The organism is Pseudarthrobacter sp. alpha12b, from assembly GCF_054130495.1.
Genome location: NZ_CP196746.1, coordinates 1,081,184 through 1,099,441, shown reverse-complemented (window position 1 = coordinate 1,099,441; position 18,258 = coordinate 1,081,184). Strand labels below are relative to the sequence as shown.

The 18,258-nt window shown below is 62.6% G+C and carries 20 protein-coding genes; 10 read left to right on the top strand and 10 right to left on the bottom strand.

The annotated features are described in order from the left end of the window. Positions 1–56: 56 nt before the first annotated feature. Positions 57–299 (top strand): hypothetical protein, encoded by a 243-nt coding sequence (locus ACTAQI_RS04860; RefSeq protein ID WP_457949926.1) that lies wholly within the window; start codon positions 57–59, stop codon positions 297–299. A 150-nt stretch (positions 300–449) separates the two neighbouring features. Here ACTAQI_RS04860 and ACTAQI_RS04855 read toward each other — a convergent pair whose 3' ends face one another. Both ACTAQI_RS04855 and ACTAQI_RS04850 read right to left on the bottom strand, forming a co-directional pair. Continuing rightward, positions 450–1,145 carry a 4-carboxy-4-hydroxy-2-oxoadipate aldolase/oxaloacetate decarboxylase gene (locus tag ACTAQI_RS04855; protein ID WP_457949925.1) on the bottom strand — a complete coding sequence of 232 codons (696 nt, stop codon included), beginning with the start codon at positions 1,143–1,145 and terminating at the stop codon, positions 450–452. 45 nt (positions 1,146–1,190) lie between these two features. Continuing rightward, entirely contained in the window at positions 1,191–2,399 is a 1,209-nt protein-coding gene (locus ACTAQI_RS04850; protein WP_457949923.1) for an aspartate transaminase, read from the bottom strand. A gap of 357 nt (positions 2,400–2,756) precedes the next feature. Here ACTAQI_RS04850 and ACTAQI_RS04845 point away from each other — a divergent pair, with 357 nt between their 5' ends. From ACTAQI_RS04845 to ACTAQI_RS04835, 3 genes are all read left to right on the top strand, one after another. Next, on the top strand, positions 2,757–3,293 hold the full coding sequence (locus tag ACTAQI_RS04845; protein ID WP_457949922.1) for a hypothetical protein: 537 nt from the start codon (positions 2,757–2,759) through the stop codon (positions 3,291–3,293). A gap of 198 nt (positions 3,294–3,491) precedes the next feature. Next, positions 3,492–5,672 (top strand): amylo-alpha-1,6-glucosidase, encoded by a 2,181-nt coding sequence (locus tag ACTAQI_RS04840; protein ID WP_457949920.1) that lies wholly within the window; start codon positions 3,492–3,494, stop codon positions 5,670–5,672. Between the two features lie 267 nt (positions 5,673–5,939). After that, positions 5,940–7,319 (top strand): MFS transporter, encoded by a 1,380-nt coding sequence (locus ACTAQI_RS04835; protein ID WP_457949918.1) that lies wholly within the window; start codon positions 5,940–5,942, stop codon positions 7,317–7,319. A 95-nt stretch (positions 7,320–7,414) separates the two neighbouring features. Here ACTAQI_RS04835 and ACTAQI_RS04830 read toward each other — a convergent pair whose 3' ends face one another. The 3 genes from ACTAQI_RS04830 to ACTAQI_RS04820 form a co-directional block, all read right to left on the bottom strand. Beyond that, positions 7,415–7,540: an IS3 family transposase gene (locus ACTAQI_RS04830; protein ID WP_457949916.1), complete on the bottom strand. Its 126-nt coding sequence runs from the start codon at positions 7,538–7,540 to the stop codon at positions 7,415–7,417. Between the two features lie 1,050 nt (positions 7,541–8,590). Beyond that, positions 8,591–8,959: a type II toxin-antitoxin system death-on-curing family toxin gene (locus ACTAQI_RS04825; RefSeq protein WP_457949914.1), complete on the bottom strand. Its 369-nt coding sequence runs from the start codon at positions 8,957–8,959 to the stop codon at positions 8,591–8,593. After that, entirely contained in the window at positions 8,956–9,162 is a 207-nt protein-coding gene (locus ACTAQI_RS04820; protein WP_457949913.1) for a ribbon-helix-helix protein, CopG family, read from the bottom strand. Before ACTAQI_RS04820 ends, ACTAQI_RS04825 begins: the two co-directional genes overlap by 4 nt. A gap of 254 nt (positions 9,163–9,416) precedes the next feature. Between ACTAQI_RS04820 and ACTAQI_RS04815 the strand changes: the two genes are divergently transcribed. After that, positions 9,417–9,776, top strand: a complete 360-nt coding sequence (locus tag ACTAQI_RS04815) for an alpha/beta fold hydrolase (protein WP_457949912.1) — start codon at positions 9,417–9,419, stop codon at positions 9,774–9,776. Further along, on the top strand, positions 9,761–10,240 hold the full coding sequence (locus ACTAQI_RS04810) for an alpha/beta fold hydrolase (RefSeq protein WP_457950989.1): 480 nt from the start codon (positions 9,761–9,763) through the stop codon (positions 10,238–10,240). Before ACTAQI_RS04815 ends, ACTAQI_RS04810 begins: the two co-directional genes overlap by 16 nt. Positions 10,241–10,635: 395 nt before the next feature. Here the strand turns inward: ACTAQI_RS04810 and ACTAQI_RS04805 are convergent, their stop codons facing one another. The 3 genes from ACTAQI_RS04805 to ACTAQI_RS04795 all read right to left on the bottom strand — a co-directional run bounded on the left by ACTAQI_RS04805 (position 10,636) and on the right by ACTAQI_RS04795 (position 12,408). Beyond that, on the bottom strand, positions 10,636–10,821 hold the full coding sequence (locus ACTAQI_RS04805) for a hypothetical protein (RefSeq protein WP_457949911.1): 186 nt from the start codon (positions 10,819–10,821) through the stop codon (positions 10,636–10,638). 75 nt (positions 10,822–10,896) lie between these two features. Then, positions 10,897–11,751, bottom strand: a complete 855-nt coding sequence (locus tag ACTAQI_RS04800; RefSeq protein WP_457949909.1) for a 3-hydroxyacyl-CoA dehydrogenase — start codon at positions 11,749–11,751, stop codon at positions 10,897–10,899. Between the two features lie 24 nt (positions 11,752–11,775). Next, complete coding sequence (locus tag ACTAQI_RS04795; protein ID WP_457949907.1) at positions 11,776–12,408, bottom strand: TetR/AcrR family transcriptional regulator; 633 nt, start codon at positions 12,406–12,408, stop codon at positions 11,776–11,778. Between the two features lie 69 nt (positions 12,409–12,477). On the opposite strand from ACTAQI_RS04795, the gene ACTAQI_RS04790 reads away from it, so the two are divergent. Further along, positions 12,478–14,886: an alpha/beta fold hydrolase gene (locus tag ACTAQI_RS04790; protein WP_457949906.1), complete on the top strand. Its 2,409-nt coding sequence runs from the start codon at positions 12,478–12,480 to the stop codon at positions 14,884–14,886. A gap of 604 nt (positions 14,887–15,490) precedes the next feature. Here the strand turns inward: ACTAQI_RS04790 and ACTAQI_RS04785 are convergent. After that, on the bottom strand, positions 15,491–15,733 hold the full coding sequence (locus tag ACTAQI_RS04785) for a type II toxin-antitoxin system death-on-curing family toxin (RefSeq protein ID WP_457949905.1): 243 nt from the start codon (positions 15,731–15,733) through the stop codon (positions 15,491–15,493). A gap of 79 nt (positions 15,734–15,812) precedes the next feature. On the opposite strand from ACTAQI_RS04785, the gene ACTAQI_RS04780 reads away from it, so the two are divergent. From ACTAQI_RS04780 to ACTAQI_RS04770, 3 genes are all read left to right on the top strand, one after another. Next, a complete protein-coding gene (locus ACTAQI_RS04780; protein WP_457949903.1) occupies positions 15,813–16,421 on the top strand; it encodes a DUF1349 domain-containing protein in 609 nt (202 codons plus the stop codon). Positions 16,422–16,515: 94 nt separating this feature from the next. After that, the gene (locus tag ACTAQI_RS04775) at positions 16,516–17,016 is read left to right on the top strand and encodes a DUF3995 domain-containing protein (RefSeq protein ID WP_457950988.1); all 501 of its coding nucleotides are present in this window, start codon (positions 16,516–16,518) and stop codon (positions 17,014–17,016) included. A gap of 60 nt (positions 17,017–17,076) precedes the next feature. After that, positions 17,077–17,346 (top strand): DNA gyrase subunit A, encoded by a 270-nt coding sequence (locus ACTAQI_RS04770; protein WP_457949902.1) that lies wholly within the window; start codon positions 17,077–17,079, stop codon positions 17,344–17,346. A gap of 545 nt (positions 17,347–17,891) precedes the next feature. Here ACTAQI_RS04770 and ACTAQI_RS04765 read toward each other — a convergent pair. Further along, positions 17,892–18,257, bottom strand: a complete 366-nt coding sequence (locus ACTAQI_RS04765) for a hypothetical protein (RefSeq protein ID WP_457949900.1) — start codon at positions 18,255–18,257, stop codon at positions 17,892–17,894. Between the last annotated feature and the right edge of the window lies 1 nt (position 18,258).

Below are 18,258 nucleotides of genomic sequence, written 5' to 3'. Positions count from 1 at the left end.
GCCATAAAGGTTTCGCCAAGGCGATACCGCGGCAATAAATTCCCTGGAGCCCAGCCATGAAGAAGATCACCAGCCTGCAGTACCGGAAGGCAGCTGAAAGAAGAATCCAGCTGAAAGCCAGCACCGGTTCACATTGCCCCACCAACGGTTTTTGGCGTGCCGAGGACGGGGGCGCCGCCGAGCCCGTCTTCGTGTTCGAGGGAAGCATGATGCCCCCGGGCAGGCGCGGCACCACCATGTGGTATCTGGAGGACGCGCAGGCGGGACCGCCCGCCTACCTCCTGCCCGGCATGAACTGACCGGCTCATCGACTCTAAAGCGGCAAGAGGAAAGGCCCGGGGTTCCGAAAGGAACCCCGGGCCTCTTGGCTTAACCGTGTCGAATGCTGGGTATTTGCCGTTTGTAAGGGGTCATAACGGCAAGTGCCCAGCAATCGATGGGGTACATGACTACAGGGCGGGCTCCAGTTCGGCGTCCTCCACCAGCAGGCCTTTGGCCTTCAGCACGTCGGTGAGTTTGCACAGCTCGATGGTGGTGCCGCCTTCCTTGTATCGGCGGATGAGGTCGTCCTCGGTGTCCACCCGTGCCTGGGACAGGCGGATGACCTCCTCGATCTCATCCTTCCGGACCACCACCACACCGTCGGCGTCACCCAGCAGGACATCGCCCGGGTAGATAATTTCATCACCGAAGACCAGGGGATGGTTGATGGGGCCAATGGTTTCCTTGACGGTCCCCTTGATGCAGACGCTGCCAGAGAACACCGGCAGGCCGAGTTCGATCAGGTCCTTGGTGTCGCGGACACCGGAGTCCGTGACCATGCCGGCCAGGCCTTTCGCCTTCATCGCATTGCCGAGCACATCGCCGAATGTCCCGGCTTCCTCGTACTCACCCGCTGCCACCAGGACAACGTCGCCTTTCTGCGCATAGTGGATGGCCACCTGGAGCATGAGGTTGTCCCGTGGTGCACAGACCACGGTGACGGCGGGTCCGCAGAACGTCATGCTGCGGTCGATGGGCTTAATCCTGGAGCTCAGGGCGCCCTTGCGGCCCTGTGCTTCATGCACTGTGGCGGAGGAGAACTTGGAAAGGCGCTGAATGGCGTCCTCCGCGGGCCTGTCGAATTTCGTTTTGACGTGGATCATGGGGTGCTCCTGTTGTTGGAAAGATTAGGCAAGGGGATGGTTGGGTCAGGCCAGTGCCGTGATGGCCTTTTCGATGGCGGCAATGGATTCCTCGATCACCGGCAGCCCGGTGGCGTAGGAGATCCGGAAATATGGACTCAGTCCGTAGGCCGAACCCTGGATGACGGCAACAGATGCTGCTTCCAGCAGGTACAGCGTGAAGTCCTCGTCGTTGGTGATTTGCTTGCCATCGGGCGTCGTCTTGCCGATGACCCCTGCGCAGTTGACGTAGGCGTAAAAAGCGCCATCCGGCGTCGTGCACTGCAGGCCCTTGACGGCGTTCAGCCCGGTGATTGCCGCATCGCGCCGTTCGCGGTACACGTCCACGCTTTCGCGGACGAATGCCTGGTCTCCGGTGAGTGCAGCGGCGGCAGCGGCCTGGCTGATTGAGGACGGGCAGGAGGACATCTGGGACTGCAGCTTGTTGATGGCAGCCACCAGGGGCGCCGGCCCACCGGCATAGCCCAAGCGCCAGCCCGTCATGGCATAGGCCTTGGAAACGCCATTGGTGACCAGCACCCGGTCCTTGAGCTCAGGGGCAACGGCCACCAGGCTGGTGATCGGCTCCTCGCCGAAGTGGATCTCGTCGTAGATCTCATCAGTAAGGACGTAGACGGCCGGATGGTCCTGAAGAACGGCGGCCAGGCCGGCCAGTTCCTCGCGGGAGTAGACAGCTCCTGTGGGGTTGGAGGGCGTGTTGAGGATAACCCACTTGGTGCGCTCCGTCAGTACCCCTGCCAGGGCCGCAGGGGTGAGTTTGAAGCCGGTTTCCCGGCCGCAGGAAACGATGACGGGGGTTCCTTCGTTGGCGAGCACCATGTCCGGGTAGGAGACCCAGTACGGTGCGGGGATGACAACCTCGTCACCCTGGTCCAGGGTGGCCATGAATGCGGTGAAAATGACCTGCTTGCCGCCGCCGCCGATGGTGATCTCAGCTGCCGTGTACTGCTGGCCGGTTTTGCGCTGCAGCGTCTGCAGGATGGCCTCTTGCAATTCGGGCGTCCCGGTAACCGACGTGTACTTGGTTTCACCGCGGCCGATGGCCGCGATGGCAGCGTCCTTGATGTGCTGCGGCGTATCGAAGTCCGGTTCTCCAACCGTCAGGTCCAGGATCCGGCGGCCCTCGGCCTTGAGCTCCCGTACACGGGCCGCCGCGGCAACGCTGGGTGAGGATTTGATACGGGTTACGCGTGAGGCGGGCACGAATTCAGGCATGTTCTCTTCCAGGCTTCCGGTACATGAGGGTGGTTCATTCGAGCCTAGGGAAGGAGCCCCGCTCTTGGATAAGACCTAAAGTGCGTGGACAGATAAGCAGCCCTTATGACGGGGCAGCCAGAACTTTCGCGTATTGCTCCACGCACTTTCGGTATTGCCTGCTGGACTTGCCAGCCGCGTAATCTGCAGGGTGGACAGCGACCCAAAGCCGGCACAGCGCCGGCCCCCCCGACAGTCCTTTCAGGCCCTGCGGGGCGAACAACGGGAAAAGTGCTCCTACCCACGGGACACGGCGCTGGCATTGAAACACCACGGAGACAAGGAGCAGAGGTGCCGGGTAGACAGATTCAGGAACGGATGCTTCCGCGTAGAGCCGGCACCGGGACGGGCGGGAGCGGGGTGGCCGCCTACCGGTACGGGGGCGCGCCGAAGGCGGAGCCCGCCACTGCCCGCGCGGAACAAGCTCTGGCCATGCTGGCCCAACTGCGGACGACCATCGCGCTCCGGTCCAGCAGGGTGCGTGCCCTCACCGCCGAGCTGGGTGACTGCGTTGCCCAGGCCCTGTGCGACGGCGTGAAGGTTGCCGCCGTCGCAAAGGCCGCCGGCCTGCCAGCCGCCAGTATCCGCTCTGCCGCGCTGGCACGCAGCGAGCTGTACCCGACGGGCCAAACCCGAAGCGGGCATCTGCACCTCATTGCAGGATTAACTGCGGAGTTGGCGGCGGCCGAAGGCACCCGGAATACCGCGGAAGAAGAACGCACGCACGTACTGGCCATGGCCAGGAAATCCCGACTCCTTGATGACTACCAACTTGCCGGCGCAAGCGGACTGAAGTCCGACGAGATCCGCAAGTTGACCAGGGGCGTGGGTTTGCGTGTGGCCCAGCCAGGATGATCCGTCCCGGGCTGATCCGCTGCCCACCGTCTTTCACCCCGTTGTCCCTTGCGGAGGCCGGCGTAGACGAGTTCCGGCGTAGCTTCACGCCCCCGCTCTGGCGGCGACCGGCAACCAAGCGTAGCGTCTTTTCGAAGAGGCCGTACAAGCACGGTGTCTGCTTGTACGGCGCTCCAATAAGTCGTCGAGGAGGCCAGAATGGCGGGGTGGAATGCGGATACGGCAGCCGGTCCGCTAGGGGCTGGCTCTGTGACGTTGGTCGAGGGCTCATCCTTCTGTATTTCGTCGTCCAACGGGGATATTCAGGCCGACCGTCCGCACGGCCTGTTTGTGGCCGACGTCAGGATCCTTTCAATGTGGCGACTGACAGTTGATGGACAGGCGCTTGAACCACTCACAGCGGAGACAAAGGAACCGTTCCGTGCCGCATTTGTTGCAAGGATCCCCCGGTCCGACGGCTATGCGGACAGCCCACTTATCGTGGAACGGCTGCGGGAAGTCGGGGTCGGCCTCCAGGAGCAGCTCACCGTCCACAACTACTCTCAGGAGCCGGCTGAGTGCCTCATCCTTCTGGAAACGGGGGCCGACTACGCGGACCTCTTCGAGGTGAAGGAGGCACGCATCCGGCAACGTTGGGAGGAAACACGAGAAGCCGACGACGGGATGCTCACTATTCGGGGCAGCTGGCAGGACGTCCGCAAAGGCACCGCTATCCACGTACCTGGTGCCGACATTTCCGGTAACATCGTCCAATATCGGGTGTCCGTACCCGCCCATGGGCAATGGAGCACCGTCCTGACCGTTCTGCCCACCAACGATCGAGCCCACGCACCAGCTTTCACCCATTCCGAAGGGGATAGCCTGTCCCCGGTGGACCGTCGCCGCCGGGAGTGGGTGGCGAAAATCCCCGTACTGCAGGTCGCCAACCGCTCCGTGGAACGGACGCTGCGCCGCAGTTACGACGACCTCGGCGCTCTGCGCATCGAGGACCCCGACCATCCGGAGCGGGTTGTCGTAGCCGCCGGTGCACCCTGGTTCATGACCCTGTTCGGAAGGGACTCCTTGTGGGCCTCGGTAATGGCGATGCCGGTAGACCCATCGCTGGCCTTTGGCACACTCCAGACCCTAGCCGACCGCCAGGGCAGGGTGGTGGACCCCATGACGGAAGAGGAACCGGGCAAGATCCTCCACGAGGTCCGGCTTGACGTCTCCAGCGGCCTGTCCCTCGGCGGCAAATCGAACTACTACGGCAGCGTGGACGCCACTCCCCTGTTCCTGATGGTGCTCGGAGCCGTCAGCCGTTGGGGATTTGCTGCGGACACCATCAAGGCCCTGCTGCCCCACGCCGACCGCGCACTGGACTGGATCGTGAACTATGGCGACAAGGACGGTGACGGCTTCGTTGAGTACCAGCGACTCAACGATCAGGGGCTGCTCAACCAGGGCTGGAAAGACTCCTGGGACGGCATCAACTTTGCCGACGGCACCCTGGCCGAGCCACCAATCGCGCTCTGCGAGGTACAGGCCTACGTGTACGTCGCCTACCTGTCACGGGCATGGCTGGCCTACGAGGCCGGTGACATGGCCTTGGGCGACGACCTTACCGATCGCGCTGCCCGGCTGAAGAAGCAGTTCAACGAGCAATTCTGGATCCCGGAGCGCGGATACTACGCCATCGCGCTCGACGGCAGGAAACGGCAGGTGGATGCCTGTGCCTCGAACATGGGGCACTGCCTGCTTCAAGGTCTGATCGACGAAGACAAAGCCCCGCAAGTCGCCGCGCACCTGATGTCACCGGAAATGTTTAGCGGCTGGGGCGTACGCACCCTGGCCAGCAACATGGGCGCCTACAACCCTGCCAGCTACCACAACGGGTCCGTCTGGCCCCACGACAACGCCATCATCGCCGCCGGGCTCCTCCGGTACGGCTTCGTCGCCGAAGCCCAACGAATCGCCACAGGGATAATGGACGCGGCCGAGTTCTCCGACGGCCGACTCCCGGAACTGTTCTGCGGCTTCAGCCGTGACCACCTCGCCACTCCCGTTCCGTACCCCACCGCCTGCTCGCCCCAGGCGTGGGCAGCCACCGCGCCCATCCAGATCGTGTCCAGCCTTATGCGCTACGACCCGGTCGTGTCTGCTGGCGGCGTGTGGCTCGATCCCGTCCTCCCCCAGTCCTTCGGGGACCTGCACATCTCCAACGCCCCGCTTGGCAACGGCCGCATCACCATCGACATCGTCGGCTCCGTCCCGTCCATCCAAGGACTACCCCCGGAGATGGCCCTTCACCGGGGACACCGACCGTGGATGTCGGAACTGGTTGAGGAAGCGGTGCGGCGTCGTGGAAGTAGTCGCCCCAGATCAAACCCTCTTCGTTAGGGAACCACGTCGAGCTTCGTGTTGTCCAAGACCTCCTGTTCTTCGCCTCCATGCCATAACGAATCGCTATGTAGGTACATAAAAGCGGACTTTGTGTGACCCACACCGCAAACGTTAACTTGATGTCTGGGGCCGGTCCGCAAAGCCGTAAAGACGACTTGCGAGAGAGCTCACAGCAGGACCAACCGGATATTCCACTCGAAATCTCTTTCCCAGAGCCCAGGTGTAGCGGCAGCCGGTGTTCACCCAATCACCAACGGAGACGAAATGACTGAAACCTTACTTCCGAAGAAGACCCCGGTCAGGGCCGCAGTGGCGGCCTGGATCGGCACGACGCTGGAGTACTACGACTTCGCCGTGTACGGCACCTCGTCCGCGTTGATTCTGAACGTCCTCTTCTTCTCGCCCGAGCTCCCCCAGGGCATCAGCGTGCTGCTCGCAATGATCACCTTTGCGGTCGGCTACGCGGTACGTCCGCTCGGCTCTCTCATCCTGGGGCCGCTGGGTGACCGCCGCGGCCGCAAGTTCGTCATGATGATCACACTGTTCGGCATCGGCGGCTGTACCTTCCTGATCGGGTGCCTGCCCACGTACGCCCAAATCGGTCCTCTCGCGCCGATCCTGCTCGTGCTGATCCGCGTCATCCAAGGACTGTGCCTTTCCGGCGAGCAGCCCAGTGCCATCACCATGAGCCTGGAGCATGCTTCCGAGGGCCGACGCGGGTTCCTCGCGAGCTTCACCACGCTGGGATCCTCCTCCGGCACGCTGCTCACCCTGCTGGTCTTCATCCCGATCGCCGCTATGCCCTCGGAGCAGCTGCTGACCTGGGGTTGGCGGCTGCCGTTCTGGGCCTCCGCCATCGTAGTCGTCGCTGCATACCTGATCCGCCGCCACATCCAGGAGCCGCCCGAGTTCGTAAAGCTCCAGGCCGCCAAGGTGAACGTCGCACCCCTCAGGCACCTTCTGCGCTTCCACTGGCGCGCGGTGCTGCGGATCGTCTTCTGCGCCCTCATCGCGGGCACCAGCTACATGATGCAAACCTTCTCGGTCGCATTCGGGACCGCCGGATACAAACTGGATAAGCCAACCATGCTCCTGACGACCACAGTCTCAGCCGTGATCGCCCTCGGAATCACCCCCCTGGCAGGATTCCTTGTGGACAAGATCGGCCGCAAAACGATGTTCCTCATCGCAACAGGCGGCGCAGGCATCACAATGGTGCCCTACCTCTGGTCAATCACGACCGGCAACTGGTCGCTGATCTTCCTGTTTGGCATCATCAACTACTCCCTCTTCTACTCAATGGTGAACGCGTCCTGGCCCTCCTTCTTCGCAGAGATGTTCCCCGGACGCCTGCGCGTCTCCGGACTCGCCCTCGGAACCCAGATCGGCTTCGCCATCTCGGGCGTCATCGGCCCCGTTCTCTCCACGGCACTCGCCGGCCCCGACCTGAAAGATTGGGTTGGACCGTCCATGGTCGCGCTCGGATTCATGGTCCTGGCAGGAATCTCAGCCCTCACCGCCAAAGAGACCAAAAAGTACACGCTCAAGGAACTCGACGAGGTGCAGCAGAGCGAGCGGGAGACGGCGGTCCTCACTGCCGCAACCGTGTCGCCCAGCAGGACCGCGCCCCGCCTCACTGCCTAGCCTGGCACCTTGAAGTGACGAGCCAAGAGCGCATTGAGAAATGTCACACCCCGCATTGAACTGGTCCCCGGAAGTTGGACTGGCCAAATAGGAGCCTAAGCCGCAAGGGCCTGAGTATGGTATTGAACCGTCCTCAGGCCCTTGAGTTTTGCCGAGATTCTTTCGGCGTTGTACCAGCGGTGCACTGGCGCTGCCAGTGCCTCGGTACTCAGTAATCGCATGTTTCATGCGCGCGGACTTGCATCCTCTCCGGCGCTGGACCCTGGACGATCGCACGCCGTCGGTCAAGCAGGTCTTCGCAAAGAGTCGACGAAACTTTTTCCCGCCAATAGCCTGGGACGTCGATTATCACCACGGATCCACGAATCCGAGCATATGGTGGTCGTTCCGGGCGCCAAAGCGACTCAACCCCTCATTCGGTTCCTTGAGAGGAATGCGGCTACCCGGTGGGACTGGACTCCTCGCGACCGGACTGGTTTCCGATGGAATGAATATCCTCGCCTGGTACTGAGGTGAGGCCCGGCGCCCTAAGCCGGTCTTTTACCGCACGGTCCGACATGGCTCCGTCGTGCCCTGTTCGCAGCCCCTGAGTCCAACGCGGACCTCAAGTGGCTGAACGTCATAAACCCGTGCGCGAACGCCCAACCAGTTGAGGCCCACGAGAAGTCGACAACGAAGGCTCGATACGCAGCAACGTTGTAATCACCTTGAGATCAGACTCAAGTCCACGCGGTCGTCCAATAAAGCAGACGTAAGTGAGGACACTGTCCACACTCTCTTTGCAACAAACCTCTGCGCGACTCTCGCGGGCACGCCTAAGATCACTCCCAGGCGCATCCTAGAGCGAGATTCCTGAAGTCATGTCGTCCCCGCTTCTCGGGCCATGAATAGGTGTAGGCCAGCCGGGCCCACCCGACAGAACCGGAACGAGGAAGCGCCAAAATACTCACAGCAGGCGGAAGGCCCACCAGCCAGCGTCTTAACCCCGCCACCCACACACCTGAATAGGCCACCGCGACGGCCAGGCCACAGCCCGCGAACTACCCGTCAGAGCGACGCGACCACAAGCCTTGTCAACACGTCAAAGCAAAACCGCCTCTGACCAGGCGATCTGTCATACCCGAGGTGGGGACTCGAGTGCATACCGGCCCCTGCAAACACTGGAAACTCCCGAAAATGTACGGAATCCGAAGCAGTTCGAATGCTTTACAAGGCAGTCCGAGCCCAAAAGTGTGGACATTGTCCACACCCCTTTCGCGGGCGCTGGAGGACTACCGGGGCACCAGATGCCTGGAAATCTCGGCGGCAGAGTCCAGCAAGTCAATAGTGCCCGTGGCGACTCCGACGACGAGGTCGAAGCCCTCATTCGTGCTGAAGTCATGCCGGTAACCGTTGATCCAGAGCAGCAGCACCATGAGCGTCCATGCCGTCCGTTTGTTGCCATCAATGAGTGGCTGGAACCGGGCGACCGACTCCATCAACGCGGCCACCTTCACGGCTAGTTCCGGATAAGCTTCCGCGCCCATGACAGTGGTAGCCGGCCTGACCAATGCCGAGGCCAACAACCCGACATCACGGATATGGAAGCCGTACCGATCGACTACTTGAAGGGCATCCTCAATGTCTAGGTACGCTGTCACGCGTCCTCAAGGCGCTTCAGCAGATCAGCGTCGTGACTTATAACAAAATCAAGACCTGCGCTGATTTCACGCCGGCGCGCGTGGCGCTGCAGAACCAACTCTGCGCCCTGCAACAGAAGCGCGGACTTGGACGTGTGTTCCTCGGCAGCCAACTTCTCCAGCCGCCTATCGAGGTCTTCAGGGACACGAAGGTTCATAGCCATCCCCCTACGGTACCAAAACGGTACTGTCACCATTGCGGTCTGCACCCACCTTCGATTCGAGCCTCGAGCTCAAGGGGTCCGGGCGCCGGCATAAAGTTCGCTGGGTGTCTCTTTCAGTCAGCCAGTCGCCCCTGAGGAACCGTCTGAGCTGAATCGACGCCCCTAAAGGTCACAGTGGCAGGATCCCTAGGAATCTCTCCTTCCCCTGCATAGTCTGGGAGAGGACGGCACCTTACGTGAGGGTCAGTGGGAATGTGATCAAAGCAGATACTGCGGTAATCGACCGGAACAATATCACCGTATTGGGTCGGGATGACGGGCCCGTGTTGATGTTTGCCTACGGTTTTGGCTGCGACCAGGGGGTATGGCGAAAGCTGGTCGCCTACTTCCTTGATGACTACCGGCTGGTGCTTTTTGATCATGTTGGTGCGGGACACTCCGACATCAGCGCCTACGACTGGGATAAGCACGCGTCCCTGAATGGGTACGCGACGGACCTGCTGAAGATTTGCGCCGCCCTCGAACTTCAGGACGTCATCTTGGTGGGACACAGTGTCAGCACAATGATCGCTGAGGTCGCCGCAGCGCAGGAACCAACCTGGTTTTCCACCTGATCCCGCTCGCTCCTTCACCCCGTCATACCAATGACCCATACGACGGTTACATAGGCGGGTTTACGCGGGAAGACATCGAGAGGCTGCTGGCATCTCTGGACAGCGACTATTTCGCCTGGGCCGCGGCCCTGGCTCCCGTAATCATGGGCAACCCGCAAGAGCCGGAATTAGCGGAGGACCTGAGCGCGAGCTTCTGCCGGACAGATCCGGCCATCGCACGGCACTTCGCTGAAGTGACTTTCTTCTCCGACTCCCGCCCGGAACTGAGAAAGCTGCACACCAGCTGCCTAATTCTGCAATGCTCTGACGACAGGCTTGCCCCACCCGAAGTGGGCGCTTACCTGCACAAGAACCTGGAACACAGCACCCTGGTGCAGCTCCAGGCCACGGGGCACTGCCCCCATATGAGCGCACCAGAGGAAACGGCGCGCGCCATTCTTCACTACCTCAACACCCACACATAACAGATCCCGCAGGCTTTAACATCCGTGGCTGGTCGATATGACAACCGCAGTCTCGCTGAGCCGGAAGGCGCGCACCCGTTTCAGCCTCCCGCGCGCCGCGTCCAAGATTGCTTGCTGGGTCGCAGCCCGATTGATGCGCTCCTGACCCGCCTATAGCTTGATGACAGACCGAACCATTCCCGTCGCAAACATTGAGGATCCACTGGTCGCCAAGCGCGCCGCCGTATCGTGGTGCTTCCCGGCAAGAGGGCATGAAACTTAGTAGCACAGAAGGCGGCGAATCCACGGCAGCAAGCGCTGAAGTCGCATTCCTGTGATCGACCCCGGGGTCGGAACGGATGGCAATACTCAGCCACGCCGTTCCAACCTAGGTGGACTTTGTTCGTCGCCGCAGGTTATCCCTTCGGTGTTACCAACAGGCGGTCGAAGGAGACTTGTTTGCCGTCCTTGTCCAGGACGACGACGTCATCGTGGCCGCTCTGCACGTCCGGCGGCAGGATGAACTCCACGGTGTTCTCCTTCGTGGAGAAGATCCAGCCGATGCGGTAGCTGGGGGTGGTGCTGGCCGACCCGGAGGGCAATGAGTTCTGCCTGCTCTCCCTGTCGGTCCAAGACGTGGAACGGGAAGAACTGCAGCAGCACTAGGGGTCCGCGGCTCAGTACTTGTAGAAGCCCTCCCCCGAGGCGACGCCCAGCTTGCCCTGGTCGATGTGGTGCTCCTTCAGGTACTGGGCGAACGCCTGGGAACCGGCATCCGGCGAGGCCGAGGCGATGTTGTACGCCGTGGTGAGGCCGACGACGTCGTAGATCTGGAACGGTCCGCTCGGGGCCCCCGTGGCGATGCGCCAGGTCTTGTCAATGGTGTGCGGGTCGGCGACGCCCTGCAGCAGCAGTCCGGCGGCCGCGTTCAGCAGCGGAACCAGCAGCGAGTTCAGGACGTAGCCGGCCTTCTCCTTCTTGATCTCGATCGGTTCCAGTCCGCTGCTCCGGGCAAAGTCGACGACAGCGGCGTACACCGCCGGGTCCGTCTCCCCAGTGCCCATGACCTCGGCGATGTTCTGCGCCCAGATGTTGTTGGCGTAATGGAGCGCGAGGAAGCGGTCCGGGCGTCCGGTGAAGTCTTTGAGGTCACTGGGCAGCAGGGTGGAGGAGTTGGTCGCGAAGATGGCCTTGGCCGGCGCCAGCTCAGCGAGCTTGCGGTAGACGTCGCGTTTGAGTTCCAGCAGTTCGGGAGCGGCTTCGATCACGAGGTCCGCGTCGACGACGGCGTCCCCGAGGTCTGCGGTGAGGCGGAGGTTTGCCAGGGCTGCTTCGGTCTTGCCCTCGGAGGCGCCGGCTACCTGTGCCCGGTAGATGCCGGCGAGGCGGGTGAAACGGTCCCGCGCCTTGGAAAGCGCGTCCTCGTCGACGTCGTAGGCGGTGACCGCGAAACCGTGGAATGCGGCCTGGAAGGCGATCTGGGAGCCGAGCACTCCGGTGCCGAGCACGGTGAGCGTCTTGATGGAGGGCATTATGGTTTCCTTTCGGCGCGGGCCTTAGCGGCCGCCGGGGTTGTCGGACCCGTAAATACTGCGGATCCAGATGGTTGACAGGACGTCCAGGGCGGCGGTCTCCGCGATGGCGGGACTCTCCCGGTTGAGGACAGCAGTAATGACCCGTTCGTTCATCAGGTTCAGGCTCACCGCGAGGTCGTGCGCGTCGATGCCCGCTGGCGCGGCCCCGCGGGCCTGCTCGGCACGGATGACGTCCCTTGAGAAGTCCACCCAGGACTGCATCGATTTGGACCACAGCCCGCGCACCTCGTCGTTGCGGGCGCGCGCCCCGATGGCGGCGATCGACACACCGCGGTGCGAGACAAACACCTCAACGAACATTCCGATGGAACGGGTCCACGCACCCGCGGGGTCGCTCTCGAAATCGCGCGGCAGGTGCCCCACCCGGTGCTCGACCTCAGTGATAACCCGGTCCAGCAGGGCCAGCAGCACGGCATCTTTCGAGGGGAAGTAGAAGTAGAACGTGGGGCGCGAAATGCCGGCACCCCGGGCCAGATCCTCGATGGAGACGTCGTCAAAGGCACGGCTGGCCAGGAGGGCCTCCGCGGTGACCAGGATTGCGTCCTGCCGCTCATCGCCCGAAACCCTCGCGCTGCGTCTTCCTCTTTGAGCCATGCGCCCATCCTAGCCCCGGGTCTCAACACAGTGTTGACTATCTCAACGTTAAGTCGATAACTTGGCGGCGTGAGCGAGCACGTAGATGTGTTGATTGTCGGCGCCGGGCTGAGCGGCGTGGGTTTCGCCAGCCGGCTGAAGCGCGAGGTACCCCGAAAAACCTTCACCGTACTGGAGTCGCGGAGCGCCGTCGGGGGGACCTGGGACCTGTTCCGGTACCCCGGGATCCGGTCCGACAGCGACATGTACACGCTCGGCTACTCCTTCCGGCCCTGGGCCGGCGCCAAGGCGATCGCGGACGGCGAGTCCATCCGCGATTACATCGAGGCAACGGTCGCCGACGAGGGCCTGGCGCCGCGGATCCGGCTGAACACCCGGGTCATTTCCGCTGCATGGTCAAGCGAAACCGCACTGTGGACCGTGACGGCGGTCCACACCTCCGGCGACGAGTTCCGGTCCGGCGACACCGCCTCCTCCCCCGCGCCGGTCACCTTCACCTGCTCGTTCCTGTCCGTCTGTTCCGGCTACTACCGCTACGACGAGGGCTTCACCCCGGCCATCGACGGGGCCGACACCTTTGCCGGAACGATCGTCCACCCGCAGCACTGGCCGGCCGACGTCGACTATGAGGGAAAGCAGGTGGTGGTCATCGGCAGCGGCGCCACGGCCGTGACGCTGGTGCCGTCCATGGCAAAGTCGGCGGCCAAGGTGACGATGCTGCAGCGCTCCCCCACCTACATCGCCCCCGTGCCCGCGCGGGACCACCTGGCCGACCGCCTCCGGGGCAAGCTGCCCGCGCAACTGGCGTACGACGTCGTACGCTCCAAGAACATTCTCTTCTCCATGTTCACCTACCAGCTCAGCCGACGGCGGCCCGAGACGATGAAGGCGATCCTGCGCAAGTCGGCAGTAGCCAAACTGCCGGCGGGCTTCCCGGTGGACACGCACCTAGCCCCGTCGTACCAGCCGTGGGACCAGCGGATCTGCGCGATCCCCAACGGGGACCTGTACCGGGCCATCAGTGCCGGCACTGCCGAGATCGTGACCGACACGATCTCCCGGATCACCCCGGACGGGATTGACCTGGCCTCCGGCACATCGCTGCCCGCCGACGTCATTGTCACGGCCACGGGACTGAACTTGCTGGTGATCGGCGGCATAAAGCTCTCCGTCGACGGCGAGCCCGTGGACGTCGGCAGAACCCTCACCTACAAGGGCATGATGCTGGAGGGGGTCCCGAATTTCGCCCTCACCATCGGCTACACCAACGCATCCTGGACCCTGAAGGCGGACCTGGTCGCCGGCTACATCTGCAGGCTGATCAAGCAGCTCGACCGCCGGAACCTCCAGTGGGTGGTACCTGTGGCACCCGCCGACGTCGCCAACGGCACGCTGTCCTCGCTGATCGACCTGAAGGCCGGCTACATTTTCCGCGGCGCCGACCAATTGCCCCGGCAGGGCGCAGGCTCGCCGTGGCGGCTGCACCAGAACTACTTCCGCGACTTCGCCCTGCTCCGGGCCGGCAGGCTGACCGACCATGTCCGGTTCGGCCGGCGCGGGCAGCCGGTGCGGGAAACCGTCCGGCAACCCGTGGCCCCGTCCCGGGATCCCCTCGCGCTGCCGGGAACGGGCCATGTCACCGTCGCGGGGACACGCCTGCGCTACCGGAAGACCGGCAGCGGGGATCCGGTCCTGCTGCTGCACGGCATCGGCCAGAGCCTTGAGGACTGGAACGAACAGCACGAGCGGCTCTCGGACCGCCACACGGTCTACAGCGTCGACCTTCCCGGCTTCGCGTACTCCGAACGGCTCCCCGGCACGACGACGCTCGCGAAGCTGGCCGGGATCCTGCCGGCCGTACTGGACGCCGTCGGGGTTTCCGGGCCGCTGCCCGTAATGGGCAACTCGCTCGGCGGTGCCGTGGCCATGAAGCTGGCCGCCGACCATCCGGACCGCGTCTCCGCACTCGTGCTGGCCAACAGCGCCGGATTCTGCAAGGAAGTGGCACTGGTCCTTCGCCTCCTTGCGGTCCGCCCGCTCGCGGCCCTGCTCCTGCGGCCCGACGAGAAAGCATCCCGCCGGACCGTCCAGTCACTCTTCTACGACAAAACGCTGGTCACGGACGACCGCATCGGCCACGCGCTCGCCCTGTCGCAGCGGGAGGCGCACCGCCGGACGCTGCGCGACGTCGCCCGCGACCTGGGAACGATCTCCGGTGTCCGGGCCGAGTGGCGCACCGCTCTGATCCAGACGCTCGCCAAGTCCGACGTTCCGGCGCTGGTGGTGTGGGGCGACCACGACCACGTCCTGCCGTTCAGCCACCTTGAAGCGGCCGCCGCGGCGCTGCCCCGCGCCGAGTCGCACGTCTTCGCCAAGACCGGACACATGCCGCAGATCGAACGGCCTGACGAGTTCGCGGCCGTAGTCGAGGACTTCCTCACGAGGGTCTCCGCAGACCGTCAAGCGGCAAGCATTTAAGGACGCTTCCCGACGTCGGCAAGGACTTCGGGCGCCACGCCCGACGCCGGCACCGCTCCAAAAAAATCCAGCCCGGTCTGTATAGGTGTGGACACTGTACACACCCTCTTTGATAGGACAAAAAACGCAGGCCATCCTTTCCATCGGTCCGCCAGGCCGGCATGCGGCAGCGCCTAGAGCCGGTGCGGACAGTCATGTTGTCCCGGCTCCCCCGGGCCATGAATAGGTGTAGGCCACACCGGGCCTACCCAACACAACCGGAACGAGGAACCGCAGAACCCAACTGGAAGCGGAAGGCCCACCAGCCAGGGTCTGAACCCGCCACCCCACACACCTGAATAGGCCCCCGCAGAGGCCAGGCCACAGCCCGCGAACCTAGCGTCAGAGGGACGCCACCACAAGCTTTGTACACACTTTGAAGCAGAACCCCTCTGACCTGAGGAAACACTGTGCCGAGGTTGGACTCGAACTGTCTTCTAAACCTTGAAATGACTGTGAGCCCGCGAAAACATGCGGAATCCTGGCCAGACCGAAGGCTTCTTGGCCCAGTACGAGACGAAAAGCGTGGACTTTGTCCACACCCCCTTTCGGGGGCACTGGAGAACTACCGGGGCACCAGATGCCTGGAAATCTCGGCGGCAGAGTCCAGCAAGTCGATGGTGCCCGCGGCGACTCCGACGACGAGGTCGAAGCCTTCATCCGTGGTGAAGCCATGCCGGTAACCGTTGATCCACAGCAGCACCATCAGCGTCCACGCCGTCCGTTTGTTCCCATCAATGAGTGGATGGAACCAGGCGACCGACTCCAACAAGGCTGCCGCCTTCACCGCCAGTTCCGGATCGATCAACGGGCAATCGCCGTCGTGTTGGGTGTGCCACTGCTTGAATAGGGCTTACGGACTGAACGATCGACTTAGAGGATCTGACGTGACACAAGTGATAAAGGAAGCACACGATTCCTGGGACCGGGGAAGGTGGCGCAACCCGCCCGTGCGTGTCGTCGCTGATGGTCGGACTCTGCGGGTAACCGCAGCCGAGAACAGTGACGCGTGGAGGCACACCTCGTACGGCTTCGTCCATGACAGTGCGCATGCCCTGTTGGCACCGCTGCCCGCTGAGGGGGCCGTGGAGGTTTCATTCCTTCTGAATTACACCGAGCAGTTCGACCAGGCGGGGATCTATCTTCACGTTTCGGAATTTTCTTGGATCAAGGCCGGCGTGGAGGTGTCCGACGGAGTCCCCCAGGTTGGGGCGGTCGTAACGCATGGGGTTTCCGACTGGTCGGTGGCACCTGTCCCTGAGTGGATCAATCAGGAAATCACAGTGCGGCTGAGCAGGGCCGGTAACGCCGTCACCATCAGGGCCCGCGCCGGCGATGAGTCTTTCCGGCTCATCCGCGTTGCTCCTCTGGATGAAACAGTCGGTGCCGAGGCCGGCCCATTTTGTGCCTCGCCCACTCGAGCTAACCTCACGACCACCTTCACCCGATGGGTTGAGACCGATGCAGATGCAACCCTGCACCCTGCACACGACTAAAGCCGCAGCACTACTCATCCGTGAGTCGTACTGGGAGCGGTGAAGGATCGGCAATCGGTGCCCCGTCTGAAACGATCTTCAGACATTGGCTACAGTGATCCAGGTGACGCCTGAAAGGAAACTGTCCTGCAGCCGATCTTTGGTGTGGCTGGCCTGCATAGCCGGTACTGTGCATGCCGGGTTCAGCTTGTACTGGGCCCTGGGTGGGCAGTGGCTCTTAGCCACGGTTGGCCAATGGGCAGTCCAGCTGTCCGTCGAAGCCCCCCTCGAGGCAAGACTAGGGCTCGGAGTTGTTGCGGTAGTGAAGTTGCTGGCAGCGACTATCCCCGTGGCCGTCGCATATGGACGAATGCCCCGGCAGAGGTTCTGGCGTGCCGTGAGCTGGGCCGGCGGACTGCTCCTTGTCGTCTACGGGTGCGTGAACACGTTAGTCAGCGGCGCAGTTCTTGGAGGTGTGGTTCGGCCTGCAGGCGGGTATGACCTCAACGCGATGATTGGCCACGCATGGTTGTGGGATCCCCTGTTCTTCCTTTGGGGTATAGCCCTATTGTTATCGCTCTGGTACTCGCGCAGGAGCTCAACGGCAGTTGCGTAAGCCGATCCCCTAACGGCACGGAGTCATTTCGCAGACTGCCTGTCATGCAAGAATCGCAATATGGATCAAGATGAGCGCCACAGGGAAGAATTGATGATCCTCGAAGCTTTGATGCAGGCGATGGATCGGCGCGACGAGGTCTTTCAGGTGATTGAGGATTCAGGGGACGTGGACGAAGCAATTCGTCGGGTGGGTCAACTGTTGGGCGTGGGAGCGGTGGACAGCCGGGCAGTCCTAGATATGCAGGCCAGAAGTTTTACCCGACGCCAGCGCCAGCGCAGCGCTTCTCGTGCAGAAGAACTCAGGTCGATGTTGCCCGATGGGCGTTGATCTGGTCGCGCGCGAGCAGCATAACGTCGATCGTCATGGCATCGATCCGCATCTCTCCGCGCCATTTAGTGCGTCGTTAATTCAACGGGTCAGAGGTGCCCTTAAGCCGATCCCTCACCGGACAGTGTGTGCGACAAATAGCGCCGTGAACAAGCCGCAATTTTCGACGAAAGTCACAACACCAGGGCGGCAACTAGTATCGAGGGAAATTTATCCGAACATCACTTTCAAAATTTCCCCCAACGATTCCGTTTACCGGTAAGGTCGCTCAAGCTCGCTGAGCTGCCATTTGAAGCCAGCGCCACAAGGCGTCTGCCTCGTTCTCCCGGCCGCGGTGTCGTGAGGCGATTGCGTCCACTTCGATTGTCGTGCCACGGACCTCCACCGTGCAGTAAACCGGTACGGACCCACGTTTCTCGGGATGATCTGGTCCGTGTCGACGTTGTTGCGTCTGAGCGGGGCTGCTTTGCCGTTAACTGTGGTCAGAGATTGGAAGGCCATCAGGTCTTCTCTCCTTTGCGCTCTGGCTGTGGGGCTTGGGCGTTTTAGTCCGCGCGCGGATCTACGAGGACTATGTAGCCATCTGAGTGGTAAAAAACCTGTCTGGCCCGCAAGGCGTCCTGGGGCAGCCAGAGGAATGCTCCATTTTTTGTAACGGCGTCGGTGGTGCCTTCGATGCGGTCCTTGTTTCGGGCAATGAGAACCACCGTGTCCCCAGCGATCAGTTCGCGCCAATTGGCGACTACGGTGCGCCTGAACCCGTATCGGGTCGGACTCATTTCTGCAGTTGTCGGGATACTGCCCGTGGTGGCGGCAGCGGAATCTTCGGCAGTCTCTACTGCCGTGGCCATGTTGGTTGTCATGTTGGGGCCGGACGTCAGGCAGGGCTTGAATGAGGTGTGGTCGTTCATT

What these genes read in the sequence shown, in the direction of transcription:
- ACTAQI_RS04770 (WP_457949902.1), top strand. Translation starts at nt 17,077, where the DNA reads ATGGATCAAGATGAGCGCCACAGGGAAGAATTGATGATCCTCGAAGCT.
- ACTAQI_RS04840 (WP_457949920.1), top strand. Translation starts at nt 3,492, where the DNA reads ATGGCGGGGTGGAATGCGGATACGGCAGCCGGTCCGCTAGGGGCTGGC.
- ACTAQI_RS04830 (WP_457949916.1), bottom strand. Translation starts at nt 7,540, where the DNA reads ATGCGATTACTGAGTACCGAGGCACTGGCAGCGCCAGTGCACCGCTGG.
- ACTAQI_RS04845 (WP_457949922.1), top strand. Translation starts at nt 2,757, where the DNA reads ATGCTTCCGCGTAGAGCCGGCACCGGGACGGGCGGGAGCGGGGTGGCC.
- ACTAQI_RS04835 (WP_457949918.1), top strand. Translation starts at nt 5,940, where the DNA reads ATGACTGAAACCTTACTTCCGAAGAAGACCCCGGTCAGGGCCGCAGTG.
- ACTAQI_RS04820 (WP_457949913.1), bottom strand. Translation starts at nt 9,162, where the DNA reads ATGGCTATGAACCTTCGTGTCCCTGAAGACCTCGATAGGCGGCTGGAG.
- ACTAQI_RS04795 (WP_457949907.1), bottom strand. Translation starts at nt 12,408, where the DNA reads ATGGCTCAAAGAGGAAGACGCAGCGCGAGGGTTTCGGGCGATGAGCGG.
- ACTAQI_RS04800 (WP_457949909.1), bottom strand. Translation starts at nt 11,751, where the DNA reads ATGCCCTCCATCAAGACGCTCACCGTGCTCGGCACCGGAGTGCTCGGC.
- ACTAQI_RS04855 (WP_457949925.1), bottom strand. Translation starts at nt 1,145, where the DNA reads ATGATCCACGTCAAAACGAAATTCGACAGGCCCGCGGAGGACGCCATT.
- ACTAQI_RS04765 (WP_457949900.1), bottom strand. Translation starts at nt 18,257, where the DNA reads ATGAACGACCACACCTCATTCAAGCCCTGCCTGACGTCCGGCCCCAAC.
- ACTAQI_RS04850 (WP_457949923.1), bottom strand. Translation starts at nt 2,399, where the DNA reads ATGCCTGAATTCGTGCCCGCCTCACGCGTAACCCGTATCAAATCCTCA.
- ACTAQI_RS04860 (WP_457949926.1), top strand. Translation starts at nt 57, where the DNA reads ATGAAGAAGATCACCAGCCTGCAGTACCGGAAGGCAGCTGAAAGAAGA.